Source organism: Pseudomonas sp. TE31087, from assembly GCF_057284075.1.
On the sequence record NZ_JBXVNN010000001.1, the window covers coordinates 3,157,684 to 3,173,886 of the forward strand.

The 16,203-nt window shown below is 64.4% G+C and carries 16 protein-coding genes; 6 read left to right on the forward strand and 10 right to left on the reverse strand.

Annotated elements, in window-relative coordinates; all coding sequences use genetic code 11:
• Positions 1-115 precede the first annotated feature (115 nt).
• Positions 116-844, forward strand: coding sequence for a phosphatase PAP2 family protein (locus ACZ899_RS14185; protein ID WP_232854658.1), 729 nt, complete (start codon positions 116-118; stop codon positions 842-844).
• 140 nt (positions 845-984) lie between these two features.
• Here ACZ899_RS14185 and groL read toward each other — a convergent pair whose 3' ends face one another.
• The 5 genes from groL to ACZ899_RS14210 all read right to left on the reverse strand — a co-directional run bounded on the left by groL (position 985) and on the right by ACZ899_RS14210 (position 5,799).
• Positions 985-2,625 (reverse strand): chaperonin GroEL, encoded by a 1,641-nt coding sequence (groL, locus tag ACZ899_RS14190; RefSeq protein ID WP_234563104.1) that lies wholly within the window; start codon positions 2,623-2,625, stop codon positions 985-987.
• A 49-nt stretch (positions 2,626-2,674) separates the two neighbouring features.
• Positions 2,675-2,968, reverse strand: coding sequence for a co-chaperone GroES (locus ACZ899_RS14195; protein ID WP_028689692.1), 294 nt, complete (start codon positions 2,966-2,968; stop codon positions 2,675-2,677).
• Between the two features lie 302 nt (positions 2,969-3,270).
• Entirely contained in the window at positions 3,271-3,732 is a 462-nt protein-coding gene (locus ACZ899_RS14200; protein WP_232854659.1) for an FxsA family protein, read from the reverse strand.
• A gap of 66 nt (positions 3,733-3,798) precedes the next feature.
• Entirely contained in the window at positions 3,799-4,524 is a 726-nt protein-coding gene (locus ACZ899_RS14205; RefSeq protein WP_234563058.1) for a HugZ family pyridoxamine 5'-phosphate oxidase, read from the reverse strand.
• Between the two features lie 267 nt (positions 4,525-4,791).
• Complete coding sequence (locus ACZ899_RS14210; RefSeq protein WP_234563059.1) at positions 4,792-5,799, reverse strand: DUF481 domain-containing protein; 1,008 nt, start codon at positions 5,797-5,799, stop codon at positions 4,792-4,794.
• 152 nt (positions 5,800-5,951) lie between these two features.
• Between ACZ899_RS14210 and ACZ899_RS14215 the strand changes: the two genes are divergently transcribed.
• Together ACZ899_RS14215 and ACZ899_RS14220 are read left to right on the forward strand one after the other, a co-directional pair.
• Positions 5,952-6,305 (forward strand): MGMT family protein, encoded by a 354-nt coding sequence (locus ACZ899_RS14215; RefSeq protein ID WP_110739830.1) that lies wholly within the window; start codon positions 5,952-5,954, stop codon positions 6,303-6,305.
• A 44-nt stretch (positions 6,306-6,349) separates the two neighbouring features.
• Positions 6,350-7,897 carry an AmpG family muropeptide MFS transporter gene (locus ACZ899_RS14220; RefSeq protein ID WP_234563060.1) on the forward strand — a complete coding sequence of 516 codons (1,548 nt, stop codon included), beginning with the start codon at positions 6,350-6,352 and terminating at the stop codon, positions 7,895-7,897.
• An 88-nt stretch (positions 7,898-7,985) separates the two neighbouring features.
• On the opposite strand, the gene ACZ899_RS14225 is transcribed toward ACZ899_RS14220, so the two are convergent.
• The 3 genes from ACZ899_RS14225 to ACZ899_RS14235 all read right to left on the reverse strand — a co-directional run bounded on the left by ACZ899_RS14225 (position 7,986) and on the right by ACZ899_RS14235 (position 10,838).
• Positions 7,986-9,230, reverse strand: a complete 1,245-nt coding sequence (locus ACZ899_RS14225) for an MFS transporter (protein WP_050703862.1) — start codon at positions 9,228-9,230, stop codon at positions 7,986-7,988.
• Positions 9,231-9,400: 170 nt separating this feature from the next.
• The gene (locus ACZ899_RS14230; RefSeq protein WP_203647895.1) at positions 9,401-10,240 is read right to left on the reverse strand and encodes a mechanosensitive ion channel family protein; all 840 of its coding nucleotides are present in this window, start codon (positions 10,238-10,240) and stop codon (positions 9,401-9,403) included.
• A 112-nt stretch (positions 10,241-10,352) separates the two neighbouring features.
• The gene (locus tag ACZ899_RS14235) at positions 10,353-10,838 is read right to left on the reverse strand and encodes a YajQ family cyclic di-GMP-binding protein (RefSeq protein ID WP_203647896.1); all 486 of its coding nucleotides are present in this window, start codon (positions 10,836-10,838) and stop codon (positions 10,353-10,355) included.
• Between the two features lie 100 nt (positions 10,839-10,938).
• Between ACZ899_RS14235 and ACZ899_RS14240 the strand changes: the two genes are divergently transcribed.
• From ACZ899_RS14240 to ACZ899_RS14250, 3 genes are read left to right on the forward strand one after another with little or no spacing between them, the layout of a single operon-like run.
• Positions 10,939-11,856, forward strand: coding sequence for a putative 2-dehydropantoate 2-reductase (locus ACZ899_RS14240; RefSeq protein ID WP_234563061.1), 918 nt, complete (start codon positions 10,939-10,941; stop codon positions 11,854-11,856).
• Between the two features lie 36 nt (positions 11,857-11,892).
• Complete coding sequence (locus ACZ899_RS14245) at positions 11,893-13,920, forward strand: sensor histidine kinase (protein ID WP_234563062.1); 2,028 nt, start codon at positions 11,893-11,895, stop codon at positions 13,918-13,920.
• 1 nt (position 13,921) lies between these two features.
• Complete coding sequence (locus ACZ899_RS14250) at positions 13,922-14,485, forward strand: cob(I)yrinic acid a,c-diamide adenosyltransferase (protein ID WP_485627609.1); 564 nt, start codon at positions 13,922-13,924, stop codon at positions 14,483-14,485.
• Between the two features lie 81 nt (positions 14,486-14,566).
• Here the strand turns inward: ACZ899_RS14250 and ACZ899_RS14255 are convergent, their stop codons facing one another.
• Together ACZ899_RS14255 and ACZ899_RS14260 are read right to left on the reverse strand one after the other, a co-directional pair.
• On the reverse strand, positions 14,567-15,511 hold the full coding sequence (locus ACZ899_RS14255; RefSeq protein WP_234563110.1) for a Nudix family hydrolase: 945 nt from the start codon (positions 15,509-15,511) through the stop codon (positions 14,567-14,569).
• Entirely contained in the window at positions 15,508-16,140 is a 633-nt protein-coding gene (locus ACZ899_RS14260) for a glutathione S-transferase family protein (protein ID WP_234563109.1), read from the reverse strand. The genes ACZ899_RS14255 and ACZ899_RS14260 overlap by 4 nt, the downstream gene beginning before the upstream one ends.
• Between the last annotated feature and the right edge of the window lie 63 nt (positions 16,141-16,203).

Here is a 16,203-nt window from a genome sequence, read left to right on the forward strand (position 1 = left end):
GTGCCATGCCCTGGCTCGAAATCTCCGAACTTGACAGTTTTTTCACCGATCATTCACGCACACAGGATAGCGGGCACCTGACAATGCACGGTCTTTTCCATCCTCTGGAGTCACCATGCAGGCATCCGTGCGCCCTCGCCCGATCAACCCGTGGCTGTACCTGGGCATTCCTTTCGTCACCGCCGTGGCCTTGGTCCTGCTTGAATGGACATCGCTGGACATGGACGTGGCCAACCTGTTCTACGACCCGGTTGCCAGTCAGTTCATCGGTCGCCACAGCTACCTGCTGGAGACCATCCTGCATGACCGGGTCAAGCAGGGCGTGATCGTCTTCGGGCTGCTGGCCGTGGTCGGCTTCGCCTTGAGCTTCTTCTGGAAACGACTGGTAGGCTGGCGCCGCGAGCTGGGTTGCCTGGTGTTGGCGCTGGGGCTGTCGACCGCCTTCGTCACGCCGCTGAAGAAGGTGACCCAGGTGCAATGCCCGTGGAGCCTGACCCAGTTCGGCGGCAAGGAGACCTACAGCAAGCTGCTGGAGCCACGCCCGGCCACCGACAAGCCCGGACTGTGCTGGCCGGGTGGGCACGCCGCGACCGGGTTCTGTCTGTTCGGTCTGTTCTTCATGCTGCGCGATCGCCGTCCGCGCCTGGCGCGGGTGGCGCTGGCGGTAGCCTTCGTGGCCGGGTCGGTGCTGTCAGTCGGACGGATGATGCAGGGCGCGCATTTCCTGTCGCACAACGTGTGGACGGCGGTGTTCTGCTGGTTGATCGGGCTGGGGTCGTATTACCTGGTGCTGTACAGACGCGGCCTGATGGAAGCACCAGCCATCGAGCGCAACGTCGCCTGATTCGCGGGTAAACCCGCTCCCACAGGGATCGCGCCGTATCTGTGGGAGCGGGTTCACCCGCGAAGAGGCCGGTACAGAAAAACGAAAAGCCCCGGCTCTCGCGAACCGGGGCTTTCCTTGGTGCAGGGGGTAAGGCTGGCTTACATCATGCCGCCCATGCCACCCATGCCGCCCATGTCAGGCATGCCAGCAGCTGGCTTGTCTTCCGGCAGGTCGGCAACCATGGCTTCGGTGGTGATCATCAGACCGCCGATCGAAGCTGCGGCTTGCAGGGCCGAACGGGTGACCTTGGCTGGGTCCAGGATGCCCATCTCGATCATGTCGCCGTATTCGCCGGTAGCAGCGTTGTAGCCGAAGTTGCCCGAACCTTGCTTGACCTTGTCAGCGACAACGCTTGGCTCGTCGCCGGCGTTGGCAGTGATCTGGCGCAGCGGCGCTTCGACGGCGCGACGCAGCAGGGCGATACCGACGTTCTGGTCTTCGTTGTCGCCTTTGAGGTCAACGATGGCAGCCAGGGCACGAACCAGGGCAACGCCACCGCCAGGCACCACGCCTTCTTCGACGGCTGCACGGGTAGCGTGCAGGGCGTCTTCGACGCGGGCTTTCTTCTCTTTCATCTCGACTTCGGTGCCGGCACCGACCTTGATCACGGCAACACCGCCAGCCAGCTTGGCCAGACGCTCTTGCAGCTTCTCACGGTCGTAGTCCGAAGTGGTGTCGGCAACCTGGGCGCGGATCTGGGTGACGCGAGCCTGGATGTCGGACTCTTGGCCAGCACCGTCGATGATGGTGGTGTTTTCCTTGGACAGGATCACGCGCTTGGCGTTACCCAGGTGCTCCAGGGTGGCGGTTTCCAGGGACAGGCCGATCTCTTCAGAGATCACGGTACCGCCGGTCAGGACGGCGATGTCCTGCAGCATGGCCTTGCGGCGATCGCCGAAGCCCGGGGCCTTGACCGCGGCAACCTTGACGATGCCGCGCATGTTGTTGACCACCAGGGTGGCCAGGGCCTCGCCTTCGACGTCCTCGGCAACGATCAGCAGCGGACGGCCGGCCTTGGCAACGGCTTCCAGTACTGGCAGCAGCTCACGGATGTTGGAGATCTTCTTGTCGACCAGCAGCAGCAGCGCGCCTTCAAGCTCCGCAACCATGGTGTCCGGCTTGTTGACGAAGTACGGCGACAGGTAGCCACGGTCGAACTGCATGCCTTCTACGACGGACAGTTCGTTTTCCAGGCCCGAGCCTTCTTCAACGGTGATCACACCTTCTTTACCGACTTTTTCCATGGCTTCGGCGATGATTTCACCGATGGAGTTGTCGGAGTTGGCGGAGATGGTGCCGACCTGGGCGATGGCCTTGGAGTCGGCGCATGGCTTGGACAGGTTTTTCAGTTCGGCAACAACGGCAGCAGTGGCCTTGTCGATACCGCGCTTGAGGTCCATCGGGTTCATGCCGGCAGCGACGGCTTTCAGGCCTTCGTTGACGATGGCCTGGGCCAGGACGGTAGCGGTGGTGGTGCCGTCACCGGCAGCGTCGTTGGCCTTGGAAGCGACTTCCTTGACCAGCTGGGCGCCCATGTTCTCGAAAGCGTCCTTGAGCTCGATCTCTTTGGCGACGGAAACGCCGTCCTTGGTGATGGTCGGCGCGCCGAAGCTCTTGGCCAGGACCACGTTACGGCCTTTCGGGCCCAGGGTCGCTTTTACCGCGTCAGCCAGAACGTTGACACCAACCAGCATTTTCTTACGGGCGGAATCGCCGAATTTTACGTCTTTAGCAGCCATGATCGTTTAATCCTTGGAATTCTTTGGAGTAACGGGAAGTCGGGGGAAATCAGGCTTCGATAACGGCCAGGATTTCGTTCTCGGCCATGACCAGCAGGTCTTCGCCATCGACTTTCACGGTGTTGCTGCCCGAGTAAGGGCCGAAAACCACTTTGTCACCCACTTTCACGGCCAGCGCGCGTACTTCGCCGTTGTCCAGGATACGACCGGTGCCGACGGCAACGACTTCGCCGCGGTTTGGTTTTTCAGCGGCCGAACCCGGCAGGACGATACCGCCAGCGGTTTTCGATTCTTCTTCGCTGCGACGGATGACGACGCGGTCATGCAGAGGACGAAGCTTCATTGTCGATCTCTCCCAAATTGTGGTTTTCATCGGCCGGTGTCGACACCGGCGGGTTGATTCGATCCGGCGTTGCCGGGCGTGGCCCGCACCGGGCGAACCACCTATGTCATGTCTGGTGTCGCCACCAGAAACCTTGCGGTGACACATACATGAGGCCGGGATATTCGATTACAAGGCTTGCTACAGAAAAATTTTCATAAGGTGTGAGAATCATCGTGGGAGCGGGCTTGCCCCGCGATCAGGGCGACCGGCCCCATCGCGGGGCAAGCCCGCTCCCACGCCTTGCGAGACCTTTTCGCGGGTTACTTGTCGCGGCGTTCGTACTCGCCCTCGATCACGTTCGGACGATGGCCACCATCGCGGGGCTGGGCCTGGAATGGGTCATCCTGGAACGCACGCTGGCGCAGGGCCTGTTCCTCGGCGCGGCGACGCAGCTTGCCGGCAACCAGGCGGCGGGTGAACGGCAGCAGGCAGAGCAGGCCCAGCACATCGCTGATGAAGCCTGGCAACAGCAGCAGGCCACCACCGACGGCGAGCATCAAGCCCTGGAACATGTCCTCAGCTGGCAGCTCGCCGCGCTGCAGGCTCGCCCGGGCACGCAGGGCGGTGGCCAGGCCGGCCACACGCATCACCAGCACACCCAGGGCGGAACCGGCGATGATCAACAGCAGCGCCGGAAAGAAACCGATGGCCGCGCTGACCTTGACGAAGACGAACAGCTCCAGCACGGGGAAAAGCAACAACAGCAGTAGAAAAGCACGCATCAAGGGTTCCTCGACGGAAGAGAGTCTTCCTGTAAGACCGTCAGATGGATGCCTCGACGCCTGTTTTCAACCCTCGACCTGCGTCGAATCCGGCCATTTGTCAGCGCGCGCCAGCAAAACCAAGGCCTCACGGACTTGTGTCGGCGTATTGCAACTAGACGGGAAAGGCAGCCAGTAAATGCCCTGGCCAATACGCAGGTGCATGCCCTCGCTGTCGATGCCGACCATGTGCGCCGAGCGCGGCAACCCCGCCAGTTTTACGTAGTGATCAATGGCATTGGCATGGTCATCGTTCATGTGCTCGATCATGCTTTTTTCGGCCTCGCCCGCAAACGGGTTGGCCAGGGTCACCTGGTCGAGCCAGTGGATCGCACCGAAACCGCCGATGTAGCGGTGGCGTACCGGCTCGAGCACCCAGAAATCGAAGTCGTGGGCCTTGTGGTAATTGGCCGATTCAGGGAAGTACCGGTAGTAGCGGGCCGCGGCAGCCTCGATGGCCGCGTCGTCGCTCAGCTTGCGCGCCTCGGCCATCACCGTCAGGCGCCCGACTGCCTGGACGTCCTCGGCATCGCGCTCGCCCACCAGCAGCGAACATTTGGGGTCTTTCTGCAGGTTGTGGGTGTGCTGGGCGATACGGCTGATGAGGATCAGCGGATGGCCCTCGGCGTCCAGGCAATAAGGCACCACCGAGCCGAAGGGATAGCCGGGCATGGACTTGGAGTGGGTCGAGAGAACGCCACGATATTCCTTGAGCAGCAGTTCCCGGGCGGGGCGGAGGACGTTGGTACTCACTGGAGAGTCTCCTGGCGACAGACTGGATGGGTGACAAGATAAGCATTATCACCCGCCGCTGCCACTCGGTCTGCTGCGCAGGCCGGCTCACGTATAGGCTTGCTTGGCTACACATACCCCTGTAGGAGCGGCCTTGTGTCGCGATAGGGCCGCAACGCGGCCCCGGAATGTCTGCCTTGTCGCTGAGATCCTGGGGCCGCTTTGCGGCCCTATCGCGACACAAGGCCGCTCCTACAAAGAGCACGCGCAGCGCGTTACCGGATCGACTTACCAGGTAACACCAAACCCGGCGGTATAGCGAGTCTTGTCCAGATCGCTGTCGCGGGTGCCCTTGATCAGGTCCTTCTCCGCCTTCAGGTTGAGCGAAGCCCACTCGGTCACCTTGTAACGCAGCCCCATCTCGGCATCCAGCGCGTACTCGGCCACACCGCCCAGCGGCTTGCCGACCTCGCCATTGGTGAAGAACTCCACCTTCTTGCCGATCAGGTAGCGGTTGTAGTCCCACTTCACCGCGGCGGAATAGAAGTTGTCCTTGCCGCCATCGCGGTATTCGAAATCGGTTCGGTTGATCAGCGAACCGAGCGAGAACGCGCCCAGCTCGTCATCCCAGAACTGGTAGCCTGGGCCGGTACCAACGGTACGCTGGCGCGCCAGGTCCTCGATATGGTCGCGCTTGTACTCCAGGCGCCCCTGCCAGAACCACTTCTCGGTGATGAAACGGTCAAGAGCGTACTCGGCGCTCCAGTTGTTGGTGGTGGTGACGTCGTCCTTGGTCTCGCGGTTGTACTCGCCCTCGGCGTTGTGCCGCCAACGACCGTGGCGGGCGGTGGTCTTGAAGCTGACGTCGTAGTCGTCGGTATTGTTCTCGGCGCGCTTGTAGTCCATGGCCACATCGACATTGCCCTTCCACAGGAAGTCCTCGACCACCGGCCGTGGCTTCATGATCTGCTCGATGCTGGCCAACTCGACGGTCTTCGGCGCATCGCCGTTGGCCAGGGTCACCTTGCCCGGTTCGGCGGCCTTGAGCGACTTGGCCTTCTCGCCGGAGTAGGCGTCCTGCTTGACCAGCAGTTCCTGGTCGCTCTCCAGCGTCTTCACCTGTTTCCAGTCCAGGGCGATCGAACCGCCGTAGGGCGTCTCCAGCAGCAGCTTGCCGCCGTCGAAGACCTTGATCTTGCCGCTCAGGCGGTCACCGTTCTTCATCCACACGGTGTCGGCGAGCACGGGAGTACAGAGGGACGCGGCGATGAGGCAAAGCAGGGTTCTAGAAGACATAAGCGCAATATGGGTTCGATTCGACGAAAAAGCCGGGCATTATCCAGATACCGACAACCTGAGCAAGGACAGACCCAGACCATGCCGATGAGTTCCACTCGCATTTGCCCGGACCGCCTGTCCGGTTTCATCCGCAGGCCAGGTACCCCGTGATGTCCATGCCGCCACCCTCCCCGCCGGAAGACGCAGAGGCCCGACGAATGGCACTGTACTCGGTGCTGGGCCAGGTGCCCGCCGGCAAGGTGGTCAGCTACGGGCAGCTGGCCGAACTGGCCGGCCTCGGCCGTGCCGCACGCTGGGTCGGGCGTACCCTCGGGCAGTTGCCGGCGGACACCCGCCTGCCCTGGCACCGGGTGCTGGGTGCCGGCGGTCGGCTGAGCCTGGCCCTGGGCACGCCGTCGGGCGACGAACAACGCGCCCGTCTACGCGCAGAAGGGGTGAATGTGGCCAATAATCGTGTGGATATGGCGCGCCATGGCTGGCGTCCAATGGAGCACAGCGGTTAGAGTGCGCGCTTTGTTTTCGCAAACCTTGAGGCAGATGTTGGCCCATGCCCCGTAAAACCTGGCGCGCTGCGCTCGCTGCCTATGCCAGCCCGTCAACTTTGGTGCTTTTGCTGCTCGGATTCGCCGCCGGCCTGCCGTACATGCTGGTGTTCTCGACGCTTTCAGTCTGGCTGCGCGAGGCGGGTGTGGCGCGCGAGACCATCGGCTATGCCAGCCTGATCGGCCTGGCGTACGCCTTCAAGTGGGTCTGGTCGCCGCTGCTCGACCAATGGCGCCTGCCGCTGCTCGGCGGCATGGGCCGTCGTCGTTCGTGGCTGCTGTTGTCCCAGGTGCTGGTGGTGCTCGGGCTGATCGGCATGGGCTTCTGCGACCCGCAGAAGCACCTGTCGTGGCTGATTGCCCTGGCGGTGCTGGTGGCCTTCGCCTCCGCCACCCAGGACATTGCCGTCGACGCCTACCGCCTGGAGATCGCCGACGATCAGCGCCAGGCCGCCCTGGCCGCCAGCTACATGGCCGGATACCGGGTTGCCGCCCTGCTCGCCACCGCCGGTGCGCTGTTCTTCGCCGAGTGGTTCGGCTCCACCGGATTCAGCTACCTGCACCAGGCCTGGACCGGCACCTACGTGCTGTTCGGCGTGCTGATGCTGCCCGCGCTGTTCACCACCCTGGTGATGCGCGAACCGCCGGTGCCCCTGCGCACCCAGCTGTCGGCGGCCCGCTACGGGCTTATGCACCAGCTGGCCTCGGTGTTCGTGCTGATCATCCTGCTGGTCTCGGTGCCCGCCAGCTTCACCCAGCTGTTCAACACCGACTGGGCCAGCGTGGTGTTCGGCGACTCGACCATGCTCGACCTGCTGCTCGAGGACCGCGCCTTCCTGCGCCTGATCCTCTACGTGCTGCTGACCTGGGCGTGCCTGTCGTCCCTGGGCCGACGCGGCCTGGCGCCGGTGCTCACACCGGTCAACGACTTCATCGCGCGCTACCGCTGGCAGGCCCTGCTGCTGCTCGGGCTGATCGCCACCTACCGCATGTCCGACACGGTGATGGGCGTGATGGCCAACGTGTTCTATATCGACATGGGCTTCACCAAGGACCAGATCGCCAGCGTCAGCAAGATCTTCGGCCTGATCATGACCCTGGTCGGCGCCGGTGCCGGTGGCCTGCTGATCGTGCGTTTCGGCATCCTGCCGATCCTGTTCATCGGCGGCGCGGCCTCGGCGGCGACCAACATCCTGTTCCTGATGCTGGCCGACATGGGCCCGAACCTGGAAATGCTGGTGGTGACCATTTCGCTGGACAACTTCAGCTCGGGGCTGGCCACGTCGGCCTTCGTCGCCTATCTGTCGAGCCTGACCAACCTGAAGTTCTCGGCCACCCAGTACGCCCTGCTGAGCTCGATCATGCTGTTGCTGCCGCGCCTGATCGGTGGCTATTCCGGGGTGATGGTGGAGAAGTTCGGCTACCACGACTTCTTCCTGATCACCGCGCTGCTCGGCGTGCCGACGCTGGTGCTGATCGCCCTGCACTGGCGGCAGGAGGTTGGTCGGGGAAAGCCGGTGCCGGTGGAGAGTCCGGCGGCTGAACAAAACTAGGCCTTCACCGGCCTTATCGCGGGGCAAGCCCGCTCCCACGCTGACAAGTTGACCAGCTGCGTGGGAGCGGGCTTGCCCCGCGATGTTTCTACTGCACCACGGCCCCTTCCCCACGCCGACCGCCAACGACAAACCACAACGGCCAAAGCGCCAGCGCCCCTGCAATGCCTGCCGCCACGGCAAAGTGCATCAGGCTCGCGCCCGCGCCGAGCATCGCCAACACCGCGCCGCCCAGCCCCAGCAAGGCGATGGTGATCATTCCCAGCATCGCCGAGACCAGGCCCTTACTCTGCTCGCTGGAGAACAGCGTCATGCGATACAACACCGCGTTGGCCACTCCAAGCCCCAGCGCGTACAGCGACATGCCGGCCACCACGCTGGTCACCGTCGGCCAGCACCAGGTCGCCGCGACCATCAGCGACAGCCCCGCCAGATAAGGCCACAGGGCCCCGCGCACCAATGCCGGCAGCGGATAGCGATCGGCAATGCGGTTGATGATCAGATTGCCCATGATCAGCCCACCGAATACCGGCAGCTGCCACAGCGCGTATTCCAGGGTACTCAGGCCTTCGTCATGGATCAGCAGCACCGGCGACAGGCCGATCCAGCCGATCAGCGGCAGCCCCACCAACCCCAGCGCTGCACTGCCGGCCACGAAGCGCCGATTGCCCAGCAACTGGCCGTAGCCTGCCAGCAACGGCAGCAAGTGGATGGGCGTAAACGGCAGGCGCGAACCGTCGCGCCGCTCCACGCCCAGGGTTTCCGGCATCAGCCGGTAGAGCAGCAGCCAACACAGCACCGCGCCCGCGGCAAACGCCACGAACAGCCAGCGCCAGTCCAGCCATTGCAGCATCAGGGTGCCCACCAGCGGGCCGAGCAGCGGCGACAGCAGGGCAATATTGGCCAGCAGCGCCATCATGCGCACCGCGTCTGCTTCGCTGAACGCCTCGTTGAGCGCCGGGTAGCTGACCGTGACCACGAAGCCCAGGCCAATGCCCTGCAACAGGCGCAACAGGTTGAACAGGCCGATGTCCTGCACCCAGAAGGTCGCCAGGCAAGCCAGGCCGAAGAAGATGCAGCCGCCCAGCAGCAACGGGCGTCGGCCGTAGCGATCCGCCAGCGGGCCGATCAGCCACTGCAGCAGTACCCCGCCCAGCAGGTACAAGTTCAGGGCGTGGGGAATGTATTCGGGACTGGCCTGAAGATCGCCGACGACTACCGGCATGGCGGGCATGACCGCGTCGCTGGCGAGATAGGTCAGCAATTCGAACAGCGCCAGGGTCAGGCCGAACAGCAAGGCGCGCAAGGGAGTGATATACAGCAAAGGTTTCATGGCAGACATCGGGTTTGTAGGCAGGATCAAGGTATATGCCAGAAATGACAGTACCCGGCTGTGAACATGTGTAAGGGTCTTGAAAAGCATCGCGGGGCAAGCCCGCTCCCACAAGACCGTTACTGGCGATGTGGGAGCGGGCTTGCCCCGCGATAGGAAGCGACGCGGCGTTACTGGACCGCCGCCTCCTGCACCACGCGGATCACCCGCTGCGGAAACGGAATGTCGATGCCTTCGGCCTTGAGACGGTCGCGGGCATGCTCGTTGAGCATGAACAGCACGTCCCAGTAGTCGGCAGTCTTGACCCAGATACGCAGCGACACGGTGATCGAGCTGTCACCCAGGGTCGAGATCACCGCCTGTGGCGCCGGATCCTGCAGCACGCGCGGGTCCTGGGCCAGCTCCAGCAGCACGTTGCGCGCCTTCTGCAGGTCGGCGTCGTAGTCCACGCCCACGTCGAACACCACCTTGCGGGTCGGCTGGCGGTTGGTGTTGGTGATGATGCCGTTGGACAGGCTGCCGTTGGGCATGATCACGGTCTTGTTGTCACCGGTGCGCAGCACGGTGTGGAAGATCTGGATGCTGTCCACGGTGCCACTGACACCTTGCGCCTCGATCCAGTCACCGATGCGGAACGGACGGAACATCAGGATCAGCACGCCGCCGGCGAAGTTCGCAAGGCTCCCCTGCAGGGCCAGGCCGATGGCCAGGCCCGCGGCACCGATGGCGGCGACGAACGAAGTGGTCTCGATGCCGATCATCGAGGCCACGCTGACCATCAGCAGCACCTTCAGCACGATGTTGGCCAGGGTGCTGATGAAGCCCTGCAGCGCCGCATCGGCACGCAGGCCGACCAGCTTGCCCAGGCGGGCGCTGAGCTTGTTGATGATCCACCAGCCGATGGCCAGAGTCAGCAGCGCCAGCAACAGGCGGCTGCCGTACTCCATGATCAAGGGGAGCCAGGTTTGCGATTGGCGGACCAGCTGATCGACTTCAGCGTTCAAATCCATGTTTATCTCCTGATACCGAACGGCAAGTACACAATAAGGCGGGCAACGCAAAGCAAGCGGCCCGGACCCCGATGGACATCACTGCGCCATCAAGGTTCCGGGCCGCCGCGGATCAGTCGCGGAAGTTGTTGAACTGCAGCGGCATGTCGAATTCCTTGGCGCGCAAGGCAGCAATGGCCTCTTGCAGATCATCACGCTTCTTGCCGGTAACACGTACCTGCTCGCCCTGAATGGCGGCCTGGACCTTGAGCTTGGCGTCCTTGATGTGAGCGACGATCTTCTTCGCCAGCTCCTTGTCGATGCCTTCGCGGAACTTGGCTTCCTGCTTCATTTCCTTACCGGAGGCATAGGCGTCCTTGGCTTCCAGGCATTTGACGTCGATCTTGCGCTTGACCAGCGCCAAGCGCAGGATCTCGATCATCGCCTCGAGCTGGAACTCGGCCTCGGCAGTCAGCAGTACGGTCTGCTCCTTCTCCTTGAACTCGAAGCTGCCCTTGCCTTTGAGGTCGTAACGGCGGTCGAGCTCCTTGATGGCGTTTTCGACGGCGTTCTGCACTTCGTGCTTGTCCAGTTCCGATACCACGTCGAACGAAGGCATGGTTGTTCTCCATAAAAAAAAGCGCGCTCGGCCTGAAGATGGAGCGCGTCGGGTTTGATGGTTAAAATGCGGACTCATTATAACGGGTTGCGAAACGCAGATGAGCAGCACCTGGCATATTCTCGGCGCCGGCAGCCTCGGCAGCCTCTGGGCCTGTCGCCTGGCCCGCGCCGGCAAGGCGGTCCGCCTGATCCTGCGCGACCAACAGCGTCTGGCCGCCTATGAGCACGGCGGTGGGCTGACCCTGGTCGAACAGAACGGCGCCCACCACTACGCGATCCCCGCGGAGACTGCCGACGCCCGCGGCCCGATCCATCGCCTGCTGGTCGCCTGCAAGGCCTACGACGCCGCGCCCGCCGTGGCCCGTCTGGCCCCGCGGCTGGCCAACGGCGCCGAGCTGGTGCTGTTGCAGAACGGCCTGGGCAGCCAGGACGAAGTCGCCGACCAGGTGCCCCACGCCCGCTGCATCTTCGCCTCCAGCACCGAGGGCGCGTTCCGCGAGGCCGACTGGCAGGTGCGCTTCGCCGGCCACGGCTTCAACTGGCTGGGCGACCCGGCCAATCCCAATCTCCCGTCCTGGTTCACAGACCTGCACGACGCCGGCATCCCGGCCCAATGGGCGCTCGACATCCCTACCCGCCTGTGGCGCAAGCTAGCGCTCAACTGCGCGATCAATCCGCTCACCGTACTGCACGACTGCCAGAACGGCGGCCTGCTTGGCCACCTGGCCGAAGTCGGCCAACTGTGCGACGAACTGGCCGATCTGCTGCGCCGCTGCGGCCAGCCCGAGGCCGCCAACGACCTGCATGAGGAAGTGCAGCGGGTGATCATCGCCACTGCGGCCAACTACTCTTCCATGTACCAGGACGTTCGCCATGGCCGACGCACCGAGGTCCACTACCTGCTCGGCCACGCCTGCCGCGCCGCCGCACGGCATGGCGCCAGCGTGCCGCATCTGGAAAAGTTGCGCCGGCGCCTGGCGGTAAACCTCGAGGCGCGCGGTTTGCGCAGCGACTGACGCCCTTTATCCACAGGACAGGACACCTCTTCACCCATGACCTTGCGTCAACGCCTGGAAAACCTCCCGGTCGGGCAGAAACTGCTGGCGGCCCTGCTGGTGCTGCTGGTGACCATCCTGCTGGTGGCCAACCTTGCCTTCATCAGCGCCGCCTACTGGATCACCCAGGAGAGCATGGCGCCCCAGGCCCTGCAGACCATCGGCCGGCTGGTCTCCAACCCGCAGCTGTCCGCGCGCGCCGGCGACTCGACACAGAACGCCACGGCGCTGCTCAAGGAGCTCGACAGCTACTCGCCGTTGCGCGCCGCCGCAATCTATGGCGGCGACGGGCAGATGCTGGCCCAGCTGCAGCACGGCGACCCGCTGACCCTGCCCAAGCGCTACCGCAACATCGATGGCTGGCGCCTGATGGAGTTTCGCAGCACCCAGCTGATCCGCCTGCCGCGCAGCGCCGCCCCGCCCGCGCACCTGCTGCTGGTGGCCAGCAGCGAGCTGCCCACCGCGTTCTACACCGGCACGCTCTCCGCCAGCCTGGCCATCCTGGTGTTCAGCATACTGCTGTGGCTGGTCATCGCCCGGCAGATCAAGCGCCTGATCACCGTGCCGATCAATCGCCTCGAAGAGCTGACCCGCCAGGTTACTCGCGAGGAGAGCTATGCCCTGCGCGCCAAACGCGGCAACGATGACGAGATCGGCAGTCTGGCCGAGGCGTTCAACACCATGCTGTCGCGCATCGAGGCCCGCGAGCAGCAGCTCAAGCGCACCCGCGACGAGTTCCAGGACGCCTACGACCAGGCCCAGGGCCTGGCCGAGGAAACCCGTCACACCAACCGCAAGCTGGAACTTGAAGTCCAGGTGCGCAGCAAGATCGAGAAAAAACTCACGGGCTTTCAGAACTACCTGAACAGCATCATCGACTCCATGCCCTCGGCACTGATTGCCCTCGACGAGCAGCTCTACGTCACCCAGTGGAACCACGAGGCCACGGTGCTCTCCGGCACACCGCTGGACGAAGCGCTGAACCAGCCGGTGTTCCTCGCCTTCGAGCCGCTCAAGCCCTTCCTGCCGCAGCTCAAGGAGAGCGTGGAGAAACACCGGGTGGCCAAGATCGAGCGGGTCACCTGGCCCAAGGGCGAGGACCTGCGCCACTATGCCCTGACCTTCTACCCGCTGATGGGTGGCGCTGGACGTGGCGTGGTGATCCGCATCGACGACATCACCCAGCGCCTGTCCCTGGAAGAAATGATGGTGCAGTCGGAAAAGATGCTCTCGGTCGGCGGCCTGGCCGCGGGCATGGCCCACGAGATCAACAACCCGCTGGGCGCCATCCTGCACAATGTGCAGAACATTCGCCGGCGCCTGTCGCCAGACCTGCCGCGCAACCAGGAACAGGCCGACGAGCTGGGCATCGACCTGCCGGCCGTCAACCGCTATCTGGAGAGCCGCGAAGTGCCGCAATTGCTCGACGGCATCCAGCAGGCCGGCGCCCGGGCGGCCAAGATCGTCACCCACATGCTCAGCTTCAGCCGCCGCAGCAATCGCCAACTGGCCCCTTGCGAGCTGCCGGCGCTGATCGACCAGGCCGTGGAGATCGCCGGCAACGACTTCGACCTGGCCATCGGCTTCGATTTCAAGGGCCAGGCCATCGTCCGCCAGTTCGACCCGCAACTGGGCCCGGTGCCCTGCACCGCCAACGAGCTGGAGCAAGTGCTGCTCAACCTGCTGAAGAACGCCGCCCAGGCCATTCACCAACGCCCGCAGCCCAGCGAACCGGGGCGCATCATCCTGCGCACGCGGCTCAACCCACCGTGGGCGGAGATTCAGGTCGAGGACAATGGCGTCGGCATGCCCGAGACGGTGCGCAAGCGCACCTTCGAGCCGTTCTTCACCACCAAGGAGATTGGCCAGGGCACCGGCCTGGGCCTGTCGGTGTCGTACTTCATCATCACCAACAACCACAAGGGGCAGATGGAGGTGCAGTCCACCCCCGGCCAGGGCACCTGCTTCACCCTGCGCCTGCCCCTGAGCCCGGCCCAGCCGAGCACTACCCAGACGGAGACATGACATGGGCTATCGCCTGTCGAAGATCTACACCCGCACCGGCGACAAAGGCGAAACCGGCCTGGGCGACGGGCGCCGAGTGCCCAAGGACCATCCGCGGATCGAGGCGATCGGTGAGGTGGACAGCCTCAACAGCCAGTTGAGCGTGCTGCTGGCCGGGCTGGCCGAGGCCGGGCTTGGCGAGTTGATCGAGGTACTGGCGCCTTGTCAGCACCGTTTGTTCGACCTTGGCGGGGAGCTGGCGATGCCCAGCTACCAGGCGTTGAACTCTGCCGAGGTGGAGCGCCTGGAGGCGGCCATCGACCGCTGGAACGAAGAGTTGGGGCCGCTGAAGAACTTCATCCTGCCCGGGGGCTCGATGCTGGTGGCCCAGGCCCATGTCTGCCGCAGCGCGGCGCGGGCGGCGGAACGGCGTTGCCAGCAGCTGAATGCGCTGGAACCGCTGGAGGGGGTGGGGCTGGCCTATATCAACCGGGTGTCGGATCTGCTGTTCGTCGCGGCCCGGATCATTGGGCGGCGCCAGGGAGTGAATGAAGTGCTGTGGCAAGCGGCCGAGAAGCCCGCCTGAACGCATCGCGGGGCAAGCCCGCTCCCACGCCAGATTGTGGACTGGCGTGGGAGCGGGCTTGCCCCGCGATGGCCTGATGTATCAGATCTCAGGCCAGAACGCCCGAATCCCCGCAACACCCTGCGCCCCAACCTCCCAGGCCCGCTCACGCTCGCTCGGCCCGACCCCGCCCAGCAGAAACACCGGATGGCTGATCCCGCCGATCATCCGCTGCGCCTCGTCCCACCCCAGCGGCACCGCCTCCGGATGAGTCTGGGTCGCCTGCACCGGCGACAGGGTGACAAAGTCCACCCCCATCTGCTCGGCCAGCGCCAACTCCTCAGCGCTGTGACAGGACGCCGCCAGCCAACGCTCCTTCGGGAATGGCCGCCCCTTGGCGGCATACTTGCGCAACTGCGCGGCGGTCAGGTGCCAGCCCGCTGACGGGAAGTCGCCCAGCCATTCCAGCGGCCCCTTGAGCATCAACTGGGCTTTGCCAGCACACAGGCCGACCGCATCCACCGCGACGTCGCGGTACTTGGGGTCGTACATGTCCGGCGCACGCAGCTGGATCAGCTTGATGCCGCTGGCCACGGCCTTCTGGACACCCTTGAGCAGCTCAGGCACCTCCAAACCGTCCGGGGTGATCAGGTACTGGTCGGGCAAGCGCGCCGCAGCGACGATCGGCTTGTTGGCCTCGGGGAACTCATACTGACCAAGATCACGCGGCGCCACCCAGGCCAGGGGCTGCCCCTCGGCGCCATGGGGCTCGCCGGTAAAGGCGTGCACTTCACGCACATCCAGCAGCACTTGCTTGTCCGGATAGTCGTGGCTGACCTTGATCAACGGCCGCGAAGTCGCGACCTCGATACCCAGTTCCTCACGCAACTCACGGGCCAGCGCCGCCTCGACGCCCTCACCCTCCTCCACCTTGCCGCCGGGGAACTCCCACAGGCCGCCCTGGTGCTGGGTATCGGCGCGGCGGGCAATCAGGATCCGCCCGTCGGCGCCACGAATGACCGCTGCGACTACATGAATCCGTTTCACCCTTCACGCTCCGCCAGGCCAGCTTGTTGCCAGGCCTGGAAGGCCGGCCATTGGTAGATGGTCTCGATGTAGGCAGCCGCTTCGGCCGGCACCGCAACACGGTAGGTACGCAGGCGTACGGCCACCGGCGCGAAGAAGGCGTCGGCCAGGGTCGGCCGGCCGAACAGGAACGGGCCGTTGTCCTTGGCGACCACGCGGCATTCGTTCCACAGGGTAACGATGCGGTCGATATCGACCTGCACGTCCAGCGGCACCTCATCCAGCGCCTGGTCACGAGACAGGTCGAATGGCATGGCGCCACGCAGGGCGAAGAAGCCGCTGTGCATCTGCGCGCAGGCCGAACGGGCCTGGGCACGGGCGGCGATGTCCTCGGGCCACAGGCGGGCCTCGGGGTGGCGTTCGTTGAGGTATTCGGCGATGGCCAGGGAGTCGGCGATCACACCGTGCTCGCTCTTGAGCAGCGGTACCTTGGCGGTGGCCGAGAAGGCCAGCAGGCGCTGGCGGGTGTCAGGCTGGTTGAGCTTGACCAGGGTTTCTTCGTAGGGGACGCCAGCCAGCTCGAGGGCCAGGGCGCCGCGTAGCGACCAGGAGGAATACAGCTTGTCGCCGATGATCAGGTGATAGCTCATGATTGGGCTCCAGCGGAATCGGGATATTGGGGCTGCCTTGCAGCCCTTTCGCGGCACAAGGCC